The sequence below is a fragment of the Arsenicicoccus cauae genome (assembly GCF_009707125.1).
Classification (GTDB): domain Bacteria; phylum Actinomycetota; class Actinomycetes; order Actinomycetales; family Dermatophilaceae; genus Arsenicicoccus; species Arsenicicoccus cauae.
Window position 1 is genome coordinate 25,831 of the sequence record NZ_WLVL01000042.1, and the last position, 15,527, is coordinate 41,357.

The 15,527-nt window shown below is 69.0% G+C and carries 12 protein-coding genes and 5 pseudogenes; 9 read left to right on the plus strand and 8 right to left on the minus strand.

Annotation, left to right across the window (positions count from 1 at the left end; genetic code table 11):
* The first annotated feature begins 241 nt into the window (after positions 1-241).
* Both istA and istB read left to right on the plus strand, forming a co-directional pair.
* The gene (gene istA / locus GGG17_RS13955; RefSeq protein ID WP_115922102.1) at positions 242-1,957 is read left to right on the plus strand and encodes an IS21 family transposase; all 1,716 of its coding nucleotides are present in this window, start codon (positions 242-244) and stop codon (positions 1,955-1,957) included.
* Positions 1,954-2,751 (plus strand): IS21-like element helper ATPase IstB, encoded by a 798-nt coding sequence (gene istB / locus GGG17_RS13960; RefSeq protein WP_115922101.1) that lies wholly within the window; start codon positions 1,954-1,956, stop codon positions 2,749-2,751. Before istA ends, istB begins: the two co-directional genes overlap by 4 nt.
* Before the next feature lie 22 nt (positions 2,752-2,773).
* Here istB and GGG17_RS13965 read toward each other — a convergent pair whose 3' ends face one another.
* From GGG17_RS13965 to GGG17_RS13980, 5 genes and pseudogenes are all read right to left on the minus strand, one after another.
* Complete coding sequence (locus GGG17_RS13965) at positions 2,774-3,640, minus strand: cytochrome c biogenesis CcdA family protein (RefSeq protein ID WP_115922100.1); 867 nt, start codon at positions 3,638-3,640, stop codon at positions 2,774-2,776.
* 3 nt (positions 3,641-3,643) lie between these two features.
* A complete protein-coding gene (locus tag GGG17_RS13970; protein WP_154594326.1) occupies positions 3,644-4,168 on the minus strand; it encodes a TlpA family protein disulfide reductase in 525 nt (174 codons plus the stop codon).
* Complete coding sequence (gene merT, locus GGG17_RS17435) at positions 4,165-4,392, minus strand: mercuric ion transporter MerT (protein WP_512698688.1); 228 nt, start codon at positions 4,390-4,392, stop codon at positions 4,165-4,167. The genes GGG17_RS13970 and merT overlap by 4 nt, the downstream gene beginning before the upstream one ends.
* A gap of 93 nt (positions 4,393-4,485) precedes the next feature.
* Positions 4,486-5,142 carry an organomercurial lyase MerB gene (merB, locus tag GGG17_RS13975; RefSeq protein WP_115922097.1) on the minus strand — a complete coding sequence of 219 codons (657 nt, stop codon included), beginning with the start codon at positions 5,140-5,142 and terminating at the stop codon, positions 4,486-4,488.
* 51 nt (positions 5,143-5,193) lie between these two features.
* Positions 5,194-6,270: pseudogene (locus GGG17_RS13980) on the minus strand (FAD-dependent oxidoreductase); the annotation flags it as partial.
* A gap of 97 nt (positions 6,271-6,367) precedes the next feature.
* Here GGG17_RS13980 and GGG17_RS13985 point away from each other — a divergent pair.
* The 4 genes from GGG17_RS13985 to GGG17_RS14000 all read left to right on the plus strand — a co-directional run bounded on the left by GGG17_RS13985 (position 6,368) and on the right by GGG17_RS14000 (position 10,945).
* A complete protein-coding gene (locus GGG17_RS13985) occupies positions 6,368-7,657 on the plus strand; it encodes an ISL3 family transposase (protein ID WP_311966712.1) in 1,290 nt (429 codons plus the stop codon).
* Positions 7,658-7,739: 82 nt separating this feature from the next.
* Positions 7,740-8,819, plus strand: a complete 1,080-nt coding sequence (locus GGG17_RS13990; protein WP_154594327.1) for a catalase family protein — start codon at positions 7,740-7,742, stop codon at positions 8,817-8,819.
* Positions 8,820-8,843: 24 nt separating this feature from the next.
* The gene (locus GGG17_RS13995; RefSeq protein WP_154594328.1) at positions 8,844-9,560 is read left to right on the plus strand and encodes a hypothetical protein; all 717 of its coding nucleotides are present in this window, start codon (positions 8,844-8,846) and stop codon (positions 9,558-9,560) included.
* The gene (locus tag GGG17_RS14000) at positions 9,560-10,945 is read left to right on the plus strand and encodes a Dyp-type peroxidase (RefSeq protein ID WP_044496630.1); all 1,386 of its coding nucleotides are present in this window, start codon (positions 9,560-9,562) and stop codon (positions 10,943-10,945) included. Before GGG17_RS13995 ends, GGG17_RS14000 begins: the two co-directional genes overlap by 1 nt.
* A gap of 241 nt (positions 10,946-11,186) precedes the next feature.
* Here GGG17_RS14000 and GGG17_RS14005 read toward each other — a convergent pair whose 3' ends face one another.
* Together GGG17_RS14005 and GGG17_RS14010 are read right to left on the minus strand one after the other, a co-directional pair.
* The gene (locus GGG17_RS14005) at positions 11,187-12,332 is read right to left on the minus strand and encodes a glycerol-3-phosphate dehydrogenase/oxidase (RefSeq protein ID WP_019310328.1); all 1,146 of its coding nucleotides are present in this window, start codon (positions 12,330-12,332) and stop codon (positions 11,187-11,189) included.
* A gap of 35 nt (positions 12,333-12,367) precedes the next feature.
* Positions 12,368-13,629 (minus strand): IS3 family transposase gene (locus tag GGG17_RS14010; RefSeq protein ID WP_154594329.1). Its coding sequence is split into 2 segments (ribosomal slippage): positions 12,368-13,278 and positions 13,278-13,629, totalling 1,263 coding nucleotides; the frame shifts between segments, so codons are not numbered across the junction.
* 70 nt (positions 13,630-13,699) lie between these two features.
* Here GGG17_RS14010 and GGG17_RS14015 point away from each other — a divergent pair.
* Both GGG17_RS14015 and GGG17_RS14020 read left to right on the plus strand, forming a co-directional pair.
* Positions 13,700-14,099: pseudogene (locus GGG17_RS14015) on the plus strand (transposase); the annotation flags it as partial.
* A gap of 44 nt (positions 14,100-14,143) precedes the next feature.
* Positions 14,144-14,629: pseudogene (locus tag GGG17_RS14020) on the plus strand (ISL3 family transposase); the annotation flags it as partial.
* A gap of 34 nt (positions 14,630-14,663) precedes the next feature.
* On the opposite strand, the pseudogene GGG17_RS14025 reads toward GGG17_RS14020, so the two are convergent.
* Positions 14,664-15,020, minus strand: a pseudogene (locus GGG17_RS14025) (FAD-dependent oxidoreductase); the annotation flags it as partial.
* A 104-nt stretch (positions 15,021-15,124) separates the two neighbouring features.
* Here GGG17_RS14025 and GGG17_RS14030 point away from each other — a divergent pair.
* Positions 15,125-15,409: pseudogene (locus tag GGG17_RS14030) on the plus strand (heavy metal-responsive transcriptional regulator); the annotation flags it as partial.
* Positions 15,410-15,527 lie beyond the last annotated feature (118 nt).

Genomic DNA, 15,527 nt, shown 5'->3' on the forward strand with positions numbered 1-15,527 from the left:
TGAGCGCGCGCCGCACGTCTGCGCGCTCCGGACCGTGGGCAAGCCGCTTTGGCCCTCGATGCTTCTTGTGGATTGCAGGCTTGTTGGCGATGACAGTCTGATTCGGGACCACTGTGACGGTCTGATTCGGACCCACCCGGTCGTCGGCGTGGCGTCGTGACGGCTTGATCTGGACCCACTTCCGTGGCGTCGAGAGTTCCCGCATCCAGCGGGGCTCGCGGCACCGGAAGTGGGTTTCGGGATGAGGGTGCGTGTGGAAGTGTTCGCTGCGATCCGCCGGGACGCCAGGGTCGAGGGCATGTCGATCCGCGCGCTCGCGCGCAAGCACCAGGTCGGCCGGGCAACGGTCCGCCAAGCCCTTGCCTGCGCGGAGCCACCAGCTCGGAAGACCCCGGTACGCGCTTCGCCGCGGCTGGACCCGTTCAAGGCCGCGATCGACGACATGCTCCGCGCCGACCTGGACGCGCCACGCAAACAGCGGCACACCGCCCGCCGCATCCACGTCCGCCTGATCGAGGAACACGCCGCGACCGATGTCTCGTATTCGACGGTTCGGGACTACGTCCGCATCCGCCGCGCACAGATCGACCTCGAAGCCGGACGACGGGTCGAGGTCATGGTCCCCCAGGAGCACGCACCGGGTGCGGAAGCCGAGGTCGACTTCGGCGAGCTCTTCGTCATCCTCGCTGGGGTGAAGACGAAGGTCTTCCTGTTCACCTTCCGCCTCTCCTACTCGGGCAAGGCGGTGCACCGGATCTACGCCACCCAGGGCCAGGAGGCGTTCCTGGAAGGCCACATCGCCGCCTTCCAGGAGATTGGCGGCATCCCCACCCGACACATCCGCTACGACAACCTCACGAGCGCTGTCACCCGGGTGGTGAACGCGCATGGTCGGGAGCGGGTAGAGAACGACCGTTGGGTGCTGTTCCGCTCCCACTTCGGGTTCGACCCCTTCTACTGCCAGCCCGGCATCGCCGGTGCACACGAGAAGGGCGGCGTCGAAGGCGACGTCGGCCGGTTCCGTCGCCAACACCTCGTGCCGATGCCAGTCGTCGACTCCCTCGATGAGCTGAACGAGAAGGTCCGCGCCTGGGACACCTCCGACGACAAGCGCCGGATCTCCTCCCGGATCCGGACCGTCGGCGAAGACTTCGCCACCGAACAAACACATCTCGCGCCGCTCCCGGTGGAGGGGTTCGATCCCGGTTTGATGCTGCACCCGATGGTCGACCGCTCCGCCATGATCACCGTTCGGATGGCCCGCTACTCCGTCCCGGCCCGGTTCATCCACCGCCGCGTCCGCGTCTCCCTGCGCGCCAGCGAAGTGGTCGTCTTCGACGGCCGCACCCAGATCGCCCGCCACCCCCGTGTCGTGACCCGCGGCGGACAGTCGGTGAGCCTCGACCACTACCTCGAGGTGCTCAAGGGCAAGCCTGGAGCACTGCCCGGATCCACCGTCCTCGCGCAAGCCCGCGAATCTGGGGTATTCACCCCGGCCCATGAGGCGTTCTGGGCCAACGCCCGCAGGAGGCTCGGGGACGCCGCTGGCACCCGCGAACTCATCGACGTGCTCCTGCTGCACCGCTCCATGACCGCCGACGAAGTCGAAGCAGGTCTCCTCGCAGCGGTCAGCGTCGGCGCGGTCTCTGCGGACGTGGTCGCGGTCGAAGCCCGCCTGCAGGCGGTCCGCGATGCCGCGGCTGGGTCCGGGTCGGAGCGTCACCTCGTTGCTCAGGCGAGTGGTGTCGAGCAACGCGATGCCGACCAGCGCGTCGACAAGAGGCGGAAAGTCGTCTCCCTCACCGAACGGCTGCTCCTCGACCCCGAAGCCGTCATCGCCGGCCTGCCGCCGGACAACCGGCCACTGCCGTCGATGGAGAAGTACCAGCAACTCCTCGGCCGCCGCACCGGCACCGACAACCAGCCCAGTCCCAATGAGAGCGGAGCACCCCGATGAGCACAGCCACGAACGTGACCACCACCCTGCGCCGCCGACGCGGCCTAACCGAAGAAGCCGCCGCCACCGCGGTCGACCAAGCCTGCCGCCGGCTGAGGTTGCCGACCATGCGGGCCCTGCTCGGCGACGCGGTCGCCGCTGCGAACAAGGACCAGCTGACCTACACAGGGTTCCTCGCCGAGCTGTTGCTGGCCGAGTGCGACGACCGCGACCGACGCTCCACGATCCGTCGGGTCAACGGGGCCGGGTTCCCGCGACAGAAGTACATCGCGGACTTCGACTTCGACGCCAATCCGAACATCAACCCCGCCACCATCCACACCCTTGCCACTGGCGAATGGGTCAGGAAGGGCCAGCCGCTCTGTCTGATCGGGGACTCCGGGACTGGCAAATCCCACCTGCTCATCGGGCTGGGTACTGCCGCCGCGGAGAAGGGATTCCGGGTCAAGTACACCCTCGCCACCCGGTTGGTGAACGAGCTCGTCGAAGCAGCCGACGAGAAGCAGCTCGCACGCACGATCGCCCGCTACGGGCGCGTCGACCTGCTTTGCATCGACGAACTCGGGTACATGGAACTCGACCGCCGCGGCGCCGAACTCCTCTTCCAAGTGCTTACCGAACGTGAAGAGAAGAACTCCGTCGCTATCGCGAGCAATGAGGGCTTCGCCGGCTGGACCAAGACCTTCACCGACCCCCGACTCTGCGCCGCCATCGTCGACCGACTCACCTTCGGCGGCAACATCATCGAAACCGGCACCGACTCCTACCGTCTGGCCAGTCGTGCTTCGTCTTGAGCACCGGGATGGTCAGGGGTGTTCATTTGACGGTCTCATCCCTGCGCGGTGCGCGCATTCGCCTTCGCTGCAGGATGCCGAGCGCCAGCGCCAGCACGACGGCCGCAGCGGCGAGTAGGGTGAGGAGTGAGGTCTGTTCCTGAACCCAGCTTGACACGGTTGCGGAAAGTCCCGTCAGCCCGCCGGTCCGGCCGGCCGCCACGGGAGCGTCGCTGGTCGCGGCCGGAAACCAGTACCAGGCCAGATAGGCGCCGGTGAGCAGCAGGACAAGGGCGGTGATCCGTGGACCGAAGCGGGCCAGTCGCGCCACGTGGCGGGTGAGTTCCGTGCCGGCTGCGGCGGTGGCCAGCGCGAGAAGCAACAGGACGGCTGCCGAGCCGGCGGCATATACCGCGAACACCAGCAGAAGCCCGGCGTAACTGGCGGTGGCCTGGGCCTGGGCGATGACCGCGAGGATCACCCCGAAGGTGCATGACAGAGAGGCCAACGCGTAGCCGACGCCGAAGACGACCATTCGGGCGGTGGGCGGGAGCCCCGCGGTTGACCGGCCGGGGATCTGGGGCAACTTCAGGGAGATCGAGCGGCCGACCAGCATCCAAAGGCCGAGCAGCATGAGCACGATGCCGACGGCGAGGCCGAGCCGGGGCGCGGCCTGGATCAGCCCACGGGCACCGGCGCTCACCAGTAGGCCGGCAGCTGCGAGGGTGCCGGCAAACCCGACCGTTAGCGCGAGGCCGGAGCGCAGGGCGCGCAGCAACCGCACCGGAGTCGGGGAGGCGTCGCCCTCGCCGAGGGTCTGGGTGAGCCAGGCCGGCAGCAGCGCGAAACCGCAGGGGTTGACCGGGGCGACCATGCCGGCGGCGAAGGCGAGCGTGAGCAGTCCGCCCATGGGTCAGGCTCCGGCCTTCTGCAGTTCGGCGGTGATCGTCTTCGCGTCGGGGTCGGTGGCGCGGAAGGTCACCGTGCCGTCGGCGTCGACGACGATGAGGGTGGACAGCGCCGATACGCCGAATCGCCGGGACAGCGTTGCGCCCTGATCGATCGCGGCCGGGACGTGCTCGGCATCGACGTACTCCATAAAGTCGCCGATCGTCTCCTTCGACTCGCCGGGGTCCATGTCGACAGCGAGGAAGTTCGCCTCGGATCCGGCCTCGTCGGCGCTGGTGGCGGCCACGCCGAGGGACCGGACGCCGTTCACGCACTCGCCGCAGCCGACGGAGAAGAAGAACACCGCGGTCGGCTTGCCGGGGGAGGGCAGGTTGATCTGCTGACCGTTGATGCTGGTCACCGTGGTGGGCGTGCCTACCGCGGCCGACGGGTCAGTGTCGGTGCTGCCGCAGGCGGTCAGGGTCAACAGGCCGGCAAGCAGGCCGCCTGCGATCAGGAGCGGGGTACGGCGGGTGCGGGAGGTCGTCATCGGTTCTGCTCGTCCTTCGGGTCGTGTTCGGTGGTGCGCATGGGCGTGCAGCAGTCGTGGCCGGCGTTGTCGCCGCCGTTGGGGCGCCTGGTGGCCGCGACCCCGCCAAACGCCAGAAGCGCGACGCCGGCGCCGATCACCCACGGGTTGCGGAGGAATGCGCCTACACCGGCAAGGGCTCCGCCGGCGACAAGCAGGGGTAGCAGGGCGCAGCAGGCGACCATGAGGAACGCGGCTCCCGCTCCCAGAGCAGGCCGGCCCGTCCCGGCTGGTCGTCGTGGTGGGGGGTCATTGCTGTTCTGATTCCCTTCGGTGGATTAACAGCAGCAGTGGCAGTCGTCGGCCACGGCGGCATCGGTCTGGTTGAGGAAGGCGGCGGTGAGATCGGCCGCGATCCCGTAGGCCTCGGCCACGGTGACGACCTCGGCGGCTGGGTGTACAGCCAGCCATGCTGCTGCGTCCTCGGGGGCGGTGAAGTAGTGCACCTGGTTGCAGAAAGACGAGCGGATCGAGGTGATCTTCTCGGGGTTGACCAGGGACACCATGGCGGTGGCCGGCTCGACGCTGGTCACCCCTGCGGTGGGGTCGACGGTGACCCGGATCGGCTCGCCACTGGTCGGGGAGACCGACTCCACGCGTGCCGGGCGGTCAAGGAGGGCGGGAAAGATCAGGGTGTCCAAGGCGCACCAGGTGTAGAGCTCCTCGCCAGCCACGGTGAACCGGTGTGGGGTGGGGCGCAGCGTGAGCCCCTGGCCGATGATCCGGCCCTGCTCGTCGTACTCGGTGTCCGGCACCGCAGCGAGACCGCGCCGTACCTCGTCGAGGGTGCAGCCCGCGACGGCGGCGAGCTGCTCGACGGTGACGGGGTCGCCGTCGACGAGTAGCCGCAGCAGCGGAATCAGCAGGCCGGCGTCGAGGCCGGTCTCCTCAGTCCCAGTGAGTCGTTGGGAAAGTTGCGTACTGAGGTCTGACATTGCGGATGCGTTCCCTTCTTGAGTGGGGGGTCGGGACTGTCTGGGTGCGGGTCAGGCGCAGCAGGACAGCTTCGCGACGTCGGTGGTGAAGGCCTTGGCGACGATCCGGATGCCTTCGGTCATGGTCAGGTAGGGCGCCCATGCGTCGGCGACCTCGGTGAGGGTCTTGCCGAGGATGTGGACCCCGGCAGCGGCGAGCTCGCCGGCGTCTTTGGCGACCGCGGTGAGTCCGAGGATCTCGCCGGTGTCGGCATTGGCGACCATCTTGATGAACCCGCGGGTGTCGCGGTTGACCAGCGCCCTGGGCACGTAGCCCAGCGGCAGCACCCGGCAGTCGCAACGGATCCCGGCTGCAAGCACCTGGGACTCGGTCATCCCGACAGCGCCGATCGCGGGGCTGGTGAAGGTCACCCGCGGTAGCTGGGTGTAATCCACAGGCCGCTCAGCACCGGCGAACGCGTTCTCGGCGACCACATTGCCGTGGTGGGCGGCGACGTAGACGAACTCCGGGTGCCCGGTCACGTCGCCGGCCGCCCAGATCCGAGGGTTGGAGGACAGCAGCTGGTTGGTGACCACGATCTCGCCCGCGTCACCGGTCTTCACCTCCACCGCATCGAGGTTCAGCCCGTCGGTGACCGGCCGTCGACCGAGGGCGACAAGGACCTGGTCGGCGCGGAATTCCTGCTCGCCGCCGGAGATGTCAGCGGTGACAACAACCTGGCCCGTGACGGCGTCGTGGGCAACGCGAGTCGGTGCTGCGCGGCGGACCACGCGGATGCCTTCGTCGGCGAAGACCTCCTGCAGCGCCTTGGAGACCTCCGGCTCCTCCTTCGAGGCCAGCCGGGAACGAACCAGCACGGTGACCTTCGACCCGAGACGGGCGAACAACTGGGCCTGCTCCAAGGCAACGTAGCCGCCGCCGAGCACCAGCAGCGAGTCGGGGACCTCGGTCAACTCCATCGCCGTGGTCGAGGTCAGGTACCCGACCTCGTCCAGCCCGTCGATCGGCGGCGCCCAGGGGCGGGCGCCGGTGGCCACCAGGTAATGCTCAGCCGCGATGGTCTCGACGGTGCCGTCAGTCGCGGTGACTTCGAGGAGCGGTGCGTCCGGGGTGCCGGCGAACGCGGCTCTTCAATTTTGAGCGTGGTGGGGCCCTGAAGTAGGGCTCGCGGCCCTACGCCAGCATGGGTGTTGTCTAGACATCTCATGAGCGAGGACCGCGAGCGTGCACAAGCCTACGTTCGACGTCGATGCGGCGTCGATCCTGTTCAACCTGTCCGGTTACCGAGTCGTCTCGGCCACCCCTGGCGTCGGCGTTGAGCAACCGCGGCAGGTGCTGATCGAGACGACCACGAGCGAGGGCGCCTGCCCCTCCTGCGGGGTGCTGTCCTCGCGGATCCAGGCAAGACCTACCCAGCGCGTGAAGGACGTGCCGTGCGGGGGTGAGCGGCTCGACGTGCTCGTGCGCAAGCGCCGCTACGCCTGCCGTGAGTCGTTGTGCCCGCGGCGGTCGTTCACCGAGGAGACCGAGCAGCTGCCCGCGCGGGCGAGGGTCACGACCCGGCTGACCGAGCAGGTGATATCCGCCTGCCGGGCCGAGCCGCGGGCGGTGTCCCGGGTCGCGCACGAGGCGCACCTGTCCTGGCCCACGGTGATGCGGATGCTCACCACCACCCTGGACCTGGACACCGGCGTGGACCGCCGGCACGTGCGGCACCTGGGGATCGATGAGCACCGGTTCCGCACCGTGCGCTACCTGCGCGACCCGGACACGCACGCGGTGAAGCGGGTCGAGCCGTGGTCCATCGTGTTCACCGACCTGGACGACGGCGCGATCCTGGACGTCGTCGACGGCCGCCGCGGCAAGGTCGTCACCTCCTGGCTCGCGGCGCGGCCGCGGTGGTGGCGCCGGCGGGTGCAGGTCGTCGCCCTGGACATGTCGAGTGAGTTCCGGGCCGCGGTCCGCAAGGCACTACCGCGGGCGAAGGTCAGCGTGGACCACTGGCACGTGGTGCGGCTGGCCAACGAGATGGTCACCAAGGTGAGGAGGCGCCGGGTGTGGGAGCTGCGCGAGCGCCGAGGGCGGGCGACCGACACCCCGTGGAAGTACCGCAAGCTGCTCACCTGCGCCGGTGACCGGCTCACCGTCCGGCAGCGCACCAAGCTGCAGCAGATCCTGGCCGAGGACGTCGAGCTGGCCGTCGCGTGGGGCATCAAGGAACACGTCCGCCAGGTCCTCACCGCCACCGACACGCCCTCCTTCCAGCGGCACTGGGCCCGCCTTGAGAGCGCCGTGCGAGCCACCCACCTGCCCGAGCCGGCCGCGCTGTTCCGGACCCTGCTGGCCTGGCGTCGTGAGCTGCTCACCTTCTGCCGAACCAGGGTCACGAACGCTCGCACCGAGGCGGCGAACCTGACCGCCAAGACGATCAAGAGGGTCGGGCGCGGGTACCGCAACCATCGGAACTACAGATGCCGCATCATTGGCTATGCGCCCCGACCGATCGCGGCGTGAACACCCAGCACCACGCTCAAAGCTGAAGAGCCAAATTGAGTCCAATACAATATTGTTGTCACGATGTCGAGGAGGCATACCGATGAACCCCATCCGCTACCACGATGACATCGAGGTCCCCGTCGAGAACGAGGCCGAGATCTCCCAGCGAATCGTCGAACGAATGGCCGCCACCCAGGCGGAGAACGCCGACCGTCACCGCCACGCCCACCGCGACGCGCACGCCAAGAGCCACGCGATCATCACCGGGCAACTCACCGTCCACGACGACCTGCCGCACGAGCTCGCGCAGGGCATCTTCGCCACCCCCGGCACCCACGAGGTCGTCGCCCGCCTCTCGTCGGCACCCGGCGACATCCACTCCGACGAGATCCCTGCCCCGCGGGGTTTCGCGCTCAAGATCATCGGCGTGGAGGGCGAGCGCCTGTCCCCCGACCTCGGTGGCGCCAACCAGGACTTCCTCATGGTGAACTTCCCGACGCTCGCGTTCGGCACCGTGACCAAGTACGAGGACATGCTCGACATCCTCGAGAAGAACGCGAGCAACCCGGCCGCCGCGCAGAAGGCGGTCTCCGCCGCCGCCCGGGGCATCGCCTCGATCACCGAGAAACTCGGTCGCACCCCCGGCGCGACCGTCCAGGGCCTCGCGAACGACTACTCCCACATGCTCGGTGAGACCTTCTACACCCAGGCCGCGATCCGTTACGGCGACCACGTCGCCAAGATGTCCCTCGCGCCGACCGGGGAGGTCGCCGAGCTCACCGGCGTCGACGTCGGCGACGACTTCGACGCGATGCGTACCGCGGTCGTCCGCCACTTCATGACCAAGGGCGCGACGTACGAGCTGCGGGCGCAGCTGTGCACCGACCTGAAGACCATGCCCGTCGAGGACGCCGCCGTGCTCTGGGACGAGGACGAGTCTCCGTTCCGCGTGGTCGCGACGGTCCGTTTCGACCCGCAGGACGTCGGCGGACCCGCCCGTCGGGTCGCCGGTGACGACCACCTCGCGTTCAACCCGTGGAACGGAGTCGAGGCCCATCGGCCCCTCGGGTCGATCATGCGCGTGCGCAAGCTCGCCTACGAGTCGTCCTCGCGGCAGCGGCACGACCTCAACGCCGTGGCCCGCCGGGAGCCGGACTCCCTCGCCGACCTCACCGCCTGACCCCTCACCCCCTTGGAGGACCCCATGAACGAGAAGCTGACGTCCGAACAGACCCGCATCGACCCGCGCCTCTCGGAGGAGAGCCGCATGGAGGAGTTCCGCCGCGTGGTCAAGGAGGTCGCGGCCGACGCGCCGACGATCTCCCGGATCGCGATCAACTCCCTGCTCACCGACAAGAACCCGCTCCACGAGGGCACGTACGAGTCGGCCGGCCGGGCCGGTGCCCGCTCCGGCAACGTGTCCGAGCTGACCGCCATCGCCGACCTCAGGCCCGGCGGCGCCGACCGGCTGCGCCGCATCTTCGGCCTCACCGGCGGCGACTTCGACGGCGCCAAGCGCGTCTCGACGCTGCACAACATGCGGTTCGTGTTCCTCGACGACGACACGCGTGTGCTGTTCGCCACGGCCTACGACGGCGACTGGGACACCTACATCGACGACTTCGCGACGAAGATCCCCGAGCTCATGGACCTGTTGTTCGCCAACGTCGAGGGCTGGCCGGGGATCGACTCCCCGAAGGTCAAGGACTTCATCGCCGACCACCAGATCGACGCCGCCGCGTGGTTCGTCGCGAACCCGCAGGTGACGGTCGTGGACGTGCGCCGGTACCAGCGCATGGAGCAGGCCCTGGACACGTTCTTCGACGCGATGGCGGCGAACACCGCGATGGACGCGACGACCCGGGAGGCCCTGTCGGCGCTGTCGGACGCGGTGGCGACGCCGCAGGGGGTGGACTACTGATGCCGTTCGAGCACCTCAGGGAGCTGCGCAAGCGGTTCCGTCGGGAGAGCGTCACGCTGCAGCTCGACGACATCCAGTCCCTCATCCTGCGGTCGCGGCCCGAGCCCTACGTCGGGATCCACGCGGGGTTGCGGGTCGACACCCCCGAGGGGGGTCGTGCCCTGCTGGGGCGGCTCGTCGAGTACGTCCCCTCGGCGCAGGACTGGACCGCGGACATGCACGCGTGGACGGGGGTGGCGATCAGCCACGCCGGCCTCAAGGCGATGGGCCTGCCGGAGGAGTCCCTCGCGAGTTTCCCGCTGCCGTTCCGGCAGGGCATGGCGGCCCGCGCGGGCCAGCTCATGGACACGGGCGAGAACGCCCCGGAGACGTGGGAGGAGTTCTACAAGGACGACTCCCTGCACGTCGCGGTGACGATCTACGCCGACTCGGAGGAGTCCCTGGCGGACGCCGTGGAGAAGGCTCTGGGGTACCTGGAGGAGATCGACGGGGTCACCCTGCTCGGCACGCACGCGTTCGGGGCGCCGGATGCGGCCAACCCGTTCGGCTACCACGACTCGCTCAGCCAGCCGCTCGTCGCGGGCGCCGGCGTCGACGCCCTCCCGGGGCAGGAGCGGGCCATCGCCGCGGGCGAGTTCATCCTCGGGGAGGACAGCGAGACGGGTTCGCCCGTCGCCATGCCCTCGCCGGACGTGCTGGGTCGTAACGGCTCGTTCGTCGTGCTCCGCAAGTACGACAGCCGTGTCGGCGCCTGGAACGACTTCCTCCGCGAGCACGCGGAGGAGGACACGCAGGAGTCCCGCGACGCCCTCGGCGCGAAGCTCGTCGGCCGGTGGCGGTCGGGGGCGCCGCTCGTCCTCTCCCCCGAGAAGGACGACGTCGACCTCGGCATGGATCAGTCCCGCAACGACGACTTCGACTACTCCGACGACCGCCGCGGCCTCATGTGCCCCCACTCGGCGCACGTGCGCCGCATGAACCCGCGCGGCAGCGAGCTGACGATCCTCACGGACGAGAACATCCACCGGATCATCCGCCGCTCCTCGACGTTCGGCCCCGAATGGGACCCCGACCTCACCGCCGCCGACGACAAGGACGACGAGCGCGGCCTGTTCTTCATCTTCATCAGCGCCCGCGCCTACGACACGGTCGAGTTCCTCCAGCAGGAGTGGATCAACCGCGGCAACTTCGTCGACCTCGGCACCGAACGCGACCCCGTCGTCGGACTCCACGAGGAACCGGGCCGGTTCACCATCCCCGACCGCCCCGTCCGCAAGCGCGTCGACGGCGTGACCACGTTCAACCGCCTCCGCGGCGGCGAATACATGTTCATGCCCTCCCTCACCGCCCTCCGCTGGATCGCCGACGCGGGCTGGGAGAGCTGACCAGGCCGGCGGATCGAGACCGGTGCTCGCCCGGTCGTCCGCACCGGCGATGAACGAGAGGCCCCCTCCCAACCCGGGAGGGGGCCTCTCGACTTGGAACGCCGTGGCTCTGGGGCCGTCCGCGCCCTCGGACCTCACGAGGGCGAGCACGCGCTCGACGCGCTCAGCCGTGTCGATGGCCCCCCTGCCCCCTTCCTCACCCCGCATGACGTCATCGATGACGTCATCCGGGGGGCGGGGGTCAGGTGGTCGCGAGTTCCAGGACCTGGGCGGCGACCTCGCGGGCGGCGGGGACGGCGGACTCGACGAAGGAGGTGCGGGTGCGGCGTTCGACGAGGTCCTCCACCGTGAGGGCGCCCTCCGCCAGCACGCCGAAGAGCATCTCCGCACCGGTGTAGGCGACGCCCTCGGCGACGGGGCCCGCGAACCGGGGGTACCGACGGCCCAACTCCGCGACACGACCGGCCTCGGTGCCGTAACGGCGCACGAGACGGGTCGGTTCCTCGAGACGGGCCAGCACCTCCCGCGGCGCCGCGCCCACGAGCGGGAGCGTCCTCGTCCGGCACTCCCGGTCCGTCCCGAGACGACGGCAGGCGGCGTCCACGGCGTCCTCGGCCATCGTGCGATAGGTCGTGAGCTTGCCCCCGGCGATCGTCAGGGGCCGGCCAGGTTCGTCGATGAGCAGGTGCCGTCGGGACACGTCGGCGGTCGCGCCCGCCTCGACGAGTGCGCGCTCCGCGCCCTCCGACAGATCCCCCGACGCGCCGTGCTCGCGCCTCTCCCCGAACCCGTGCCTCCCGATCCGCCTCTTCGTCCCTCCCGTCGACCCGCCCGACGGAGTCGGCAGCACCAACGGCCGCAGCCCGGCGAACCGGCCCACCACGTCCTGCCTGGTCAGGGGGCGCTCCAGCGCGCGGTTGATCGTGGCGAGGAGGAAGTCCTCGTCGGATTCCGGCACCGGCGGAGCGATGCCGTCGACCCCGGGAGCGGCGTCGTCGGTGAGGCCGACGAGCACGAGGCCGTCGCTCTGTGGCAGAGCGAACACGAACCGGCCGAAGTGACCCGGCACCGGCGCGGTGAACACGGCGCTGGGACACCCGAGCGCCTCGGCCCGCACGACCAGGTGGGATCCGCGGCTCGGCGAGATCCGCAACGACGGGTCGTGTTCACCGGCCCACACGCCGGTCGCCGAGACGACCGTGCCCCGAGCCTCGACGCTCTCGCCCGTCGTCTCGTCCGTGAGGGTGAGTCGGTCCTCACGCAGGTCGGTCGCGGCGCACCGGGTGAGGACGTCCGCGCCGTGCGCCGCGGCGGTGCGGGCCAGCGCGATCACGAGGCGGGCGTCGTCCTCGAGCTGACCGTCGGTGTAGTAGACGGCACCGCGCAAGGGCCCTACCCCCGGATCTTGGACACGGGGTGTGATTACGCAGCCGTCGGCAGCGTAGCGGTGTTGCCGGTCTCGTAGAGGACCGGCGGGACGTAGCGGCACCACGAATGGCGTCGCTTGGTGTTGTAGCGGACGAGCCACCTGAAGACCTGCCGGCGGCAGACCAGTTCGTTGCTCCAGCAGGCGGCGTCTTGGAGAACCTCGCGCTTCATGGTGGCGTTGAACGACTCGGCCAACGCGTTGTCCGCGCTGGACCCGACGGCGCCCATGGACTGGGTGACGCCGAGCTTGCGACAGAGCTTGGCGTAGTCCTTCGAGCAGTAGACCGACCCGTGGTCGCTGTGAAATACGCTGCCCTTGAGGGTGCCCCGGGTTGCGGCGGCGGCCTTCAACGCGTCCTCGACGAGATCGGTACGCATGTGGTCAGCGATGGCCCACCCGACAAGCCGACGGCTGTAGCAGTCGATCACGGTCGCCAGGTAGAGGTTCGTGCCGTCGGCGATCGGCAGATAGGTGATGTCGCCGACGTAGCGCAGCCCTGGCGCCGGGGCGGTGAAGTCGCGCTTGACCAGGTCGGGGTACTTCTGGCCAGACGGTTCGGGGATCGTGGTCCGCACCCGCCGCTTCTTCACATAGCCCCGGATTCCTTGCAGCCGCATCACCCTGGCGACGCGCTTGTGGTTTACCCGCTCACCGGCAGGCGCGCTGTCGTTGAGCTCGGCGGTGATCCGTGGCGCACCCTGGGTGTTGTCCTCGGCATGGACAGCCCTGATCCGCTCTGCCAGCGCCGCGTCGTCAGCTGCCCTGGCTTCTCGGGCCGGGGCAGCCTTGAGCCAGGCGTAGTAGGACGAGCGCTCGATCTCGACGGGCTCACACAGTCGCTTCACCTCGAAGGTGGCGGAGTTGTCGGCGACGAACTGGAAGCGACTCATCAGCCCGTCTCCCCAGCGAAATACTTGGCCGCCCGCTGGAGGATCTCCCGCTCGGTGGTCAGCTTCGTCGTCTCGACCTCGAGCTCGTTGACCCGGGCCTCGAGCCGGGCGATCTTCTGCTCAGGCGTCTCACCGGCGGGACCCGTAGGGCTTGTCGGCGACGGCTTGGACTGCAGTGGGCTGGAGGTCAATGTCCCGTCAGCGGCGGTCTTCTTGCCGGTCCCGTAGACCGCGAGCCAGTGCCGCAGCGTGCCGCGCACGATGCCGAGATCCTCGGCGATGCCGCGGACCGTGGCGCCCGGGGTGGACTCGTACAAGTCGACGGCCTGACGACGGAACTCCTCGGAGTAGTTCTTCCTGGCCATGATTCCTGGATCATCTCGCTTCCCCAGCAGGTGCTGGATTCAGCGTGTCCAAGAACCGGGGTCAAGCCCCGACGTGCGCCCGATCTACACCGCCCCGACCGCGGCCGCGGCCAGGGACCGGTTCGAGGAGTTCGCCGAGAAATGGGGCAAGCCCTACCCGGCGATCGTGCGGCTGTGGGAGAACGCCTGGGCGGGAGTTCATCCCGTTCCTGGACTACGACATCGAGATCCGCAAGGTGATCTGCTCGACCAACGCGATCGAGTCCCTCAACGCCCGCTACCGCCGGGCGATCCGCGCCCGGGGCCACTTCCCCAACGAGCAGGCCGCGATGAAGACCCTGTACCTCGTCACTCGGAGTCTGGACCCCAAGGGCACCGGACAGACACGATGGACCATGCGCTGGAAGCCAGCGTTGAACGCCTTTGCTATCACCTTCGCCGACCGCATGCCGGCCGCCGAAGACCGCTGACCATGAAAACGCCACTTACACCGTTAGGCGGACAGTCCCACGAGATGGTCACCAAGGTGAGGAGGCGCCGGGTGTGGGAGCTGCGCGAGCGCCGAGGGCGGGCGACCGACACCCCGTGGAAGTACCGCAAGCTGCTCACCTGCGCCGGTGACCGGCTCACCGTCCGGCAGCGCACCAAGCTGCAGCAGATCCTGGCCGAGGACGTCGAGCTGGCCGTCGCGTGGGGCATCAAGGAACACGTCCGCCAGGTCCTCACCGCCACCGACACGCCCTCCTTCCAGCGGCACTGGGCCCGCCTTGAGAGCGCCGTGCGAGCCACCCACCTGCCCGAGCCGGCCGCGCTGTTCCGGACCCTGCTGGCCTGGCGTCGTGAGCTGCTCACCTTCTGCCGAACCAGGGTCACGAACGCTCGCACCGAGGCGGCGAACCTGACCGCCAAGACGATCAAGAGGGTCGGGCGCGGGTACCGCAACCATCGGAACTACAGATGCCGCATCATTGGCTATGCGCCCCGACCGATCGCGGCGTGAACACCCAGCACCACGCTCAAAGTTGAAGAGCCGCGAACGCAGCGTTCCCGTGTCGGATCTGCCAGCCGTAGGCATCGGCGACGTCGACGTACTTCTCGCCGCGCAGTTCCTCGACGAGGTCCTGCTTGCCGCCGATCAGAGCCGGCATGTCCACGGCGTCCGCGGTGGTGGCGATCCCCGGGAATCGGCTGCCCGCGTCGGCGGCGGTCTGGCGGGCCTCGGCAGCGGCGATGAGCGCCTTCGACGGCACACAGCCGGTGTTCACGCACGTGCCGCCGAACGTGTCGCGCTCGACCATCACCACCGACTTGCCGAGTGCGGTCGCATGGATGGCGGCGGCGAACGCGCCTCCACCGGACCCGATGATCGCGAGGTCGTACCTGCTCTGCATCCCGATTCCTCCCCGGAGTGTTGGGAAAAGCTCCTGATGCAGCAACAATGGACCTTCCAGTACAGGGGAAGGTCAAGCGAGACCTGTGACACACGGGAGGTTGGATGCGGATCGGGGAACTCGCCGAGGCGTCGGGGACGACCACGAAGACCCTGCGGTTCTACGAGGAGCAGGGGCTGCTGCCACCCACCGAGCGCACCATGTCCGGTTACCGGGACTACACCACCGAGGCCGTTAGCCGGATCGACTTCATCCACCGCGGCCAAGCCGCAGGATTGACCCTCGCCCAGATCAAGCAGATCCTCGACATCCGCGACCGCGGCCAGGCGCCGTGTGGCCACGTGCGCGACCTGCTTGATGCCCGCCTGGCCGACATCGAGGTAAGAGTCCCGTGGAGTGGTGGGGTTTGGGGAGTGGGTGTGGCTCCCTGACGTAGAGGGGTCATCGGCGAGATGCTCGGTGTGTACCGCCAAGTACTCACCAGAGGAGATCTCACCGATGACCCTT